Source organism: Polaribacter sp., from assembly GCF_965656025.1.
GTDB lineage: Bacteria > Bacteroidota > Bacteroidia > Flavobacteriales > Flavobacteriaceae > Polaribacter.
The window spans coordinates 20,069-22,245 of the sequence record NZ_CBFHJT010000046.1 but is presented as its reverse complement, the minus strand read 5'-3'; the positions used below and the strand labels follow the sequence as shown (position 1 = coordinate 22,245).

General features: G+C 27.2%; 1 protein-coding gene and 1 pseudogene. Both read right to left on the bottom strand.

Annotated elements, in window-relative coordinates; all coding sequences use genetic code 11:
• Positions 1-51: 51 nt before the first annotated feature.
• Positions 52-1,710, bottom strand: coding sequence for a sensor histidine kinase (locus ACTG3S_RS09675; protein ID WP_439129156.1), 1,659 nt, complete (start codon positions 1,708-1,710; stop codon positions 52-54).
• A gap of 161 nt (positions 1,711-1,871) precedes the next feature.
• Positions 1,872-2,177: pseudogene (locus ACTG3S_RS09670) on the bottom strand (glutamine synthetase); the annotation flags it as partial.

Genomic DNA, 2,177 nt, shown 5'->3' with positions numbered 1-2,177 from the left:
AATTCAACAATACCTATTCTAAATAGTTTGTGATCGTCTGTAATAACAATTCTAATCATTTTTATTATTCTTTATGGGCATTTCAATCTCAAAAGTTGTTTTTCCTTTTTCTGAATTTATTTTTAAAATGCCATTGCATATTTCTACCCTGTTTTTAATATTGGCAAGTCCAGATCCAGTTGTAACTTTTTGTGTATTAAAACCAATGCCATTATCAAAATAAAATAAAGAAAGGAATTCATCAAACTCTGTTAAAGATATTTTTATTAGAGTTGCATTGGCATGTTTTATCGAGTTATTTATCAATTCTTGAGTGATTCTAAAAAGGTGTATTTCTTGTTCTTTAGTAATGTTGGAGTTTTCTGTTTTTGTTAAGTTTTCGAAATTAATCGGAAAGGAAATAGAATCTTGAATACTTTGTACGTAATTAATTAAGGTAGCTCCAATACCAAATTTATCTAAACTTGTTGGCATTAAAACATTGGTCATTTGTCTAATTTCTTTAATCGTATTATCTATTATATTTTTTATGGTTTCTTTATTCTCACCATTTTCTACTTTATTTTGAATGTTTAGTTTTAAGGTGGTAAGTAAAGGTCCTAAGCCATCATGTAGTTCTCTTGCTAATCTTTTTCTTTCAGATTCTAAACCTTCTATTAGCATTCTTTTATTGGTTGTGTTAATCTCGCTTTCTAAAGTTCGATATGCTTTTAGTTTATTACGCATTTTAAGTAAACTTTGCCCTAATAAATCGTTTTTGCCCTTAGGTTTGTATTTACTATTTAAATTCATATTTCCAATTTCAACAGAAAAATTTACAGCACTAGAAATTACTTCGCTTAAGTTGTCCAATGCAACATTCATTTCGGTAATTTCTTTTGGGCTATTTTTAAGTTGAGTTTTTTCGTTATAACTTCCCTTTGCCATTAGCCCAATAAGATTGTGTAATTTTTTTAATGGATTGGTGATGATTTTAGTAAGAAATAAAGAAATTGTTATGGAAACTAAAAGTGTGATTAAGGTTAAAATTAAAAGTTTAGAACGCATTTCTTTTAAGGGGATTTGTATTTCTTTTACATCAATTTCAGATAAAATTACCCAATTTAACTTACCTAAATTTAGCTTATTATAAGCGCTATAAACAGCAATGTTTCTGTAGTCTTTAAAAATACCAACTCCTTCTTTGTTTTTAAGTCCGTTTATAGCTCCAATTGTTTTAGCAGTAATTTCATAGGGTGTTTTGTTTGGAAAAAAACGAGATTGAGAACGTAATCTATAATCACTTCCAATAATATAAGACTCTCCACTAGAGCCCATTCCTGTTCGTTCTGTTAATATATTTTTTATTTTTTGATAGTCTATAATTTTAAAATAACGAGTATTGTTATTTACTTTAATTAATGCAATTGATGTTTTTTTGGACGGATGTAAATGTGTGAGATCAAAAATACCAGTAGTTTGGTACTTGTCTTTTGATAAGATTATTTCTTTTTGTAGAAAATCTTTATCACTATTATTAAAATCTTTCCACTCTTTATTAATTAACCTTTCTAATTGAATTTGTTTTAAGGTTTTTATCGAATTTAAATGTAATAAAATACGTTTATCTAAAACCTTAGAAAATTCTGAGTAAAAACTAAACGAAATGGAAAGTACTACTAAAAGCACCAAGCTGTTTATAATTAATAAAGTCCAGTTTTTAACACTCATTTAAATAATATGTTATTCTTTCTTAAAATTTAGTTCTTCTAATTTAAAAAATAATAATATGTGTTTTCAAAGATATAGAATAGAAATGTAAAATAATCACATAAAAAAAGTCTGTTTTCTAAGAAAGAAAACAGACTTTTAAAATAAATATATACTTTTTACTAGCTAATATTAGCAGACTTTACAGTCTTAATAATTCTACCAGCAATTTTGTATGGGTCTCCATTAGAAGCAGGTCTTCTGTCTTCTAACCAACCTTTCCAGCCTTTTTCTACAGTAATAATAGGTATTCTAATAGATGCACCTCTATCTGAAATTCCATAAGAGAAATCAGTAATAGATGCAGTTTCATGATCACCAGTTAAACGTTGGTCGTTAAACTCACCATAAACAGCAATATGTTCTTTTACTACAGGTCTAAATGCTTCACAAATTTTCTCATAAGTTTCTTTAGAACCACAAGTCCT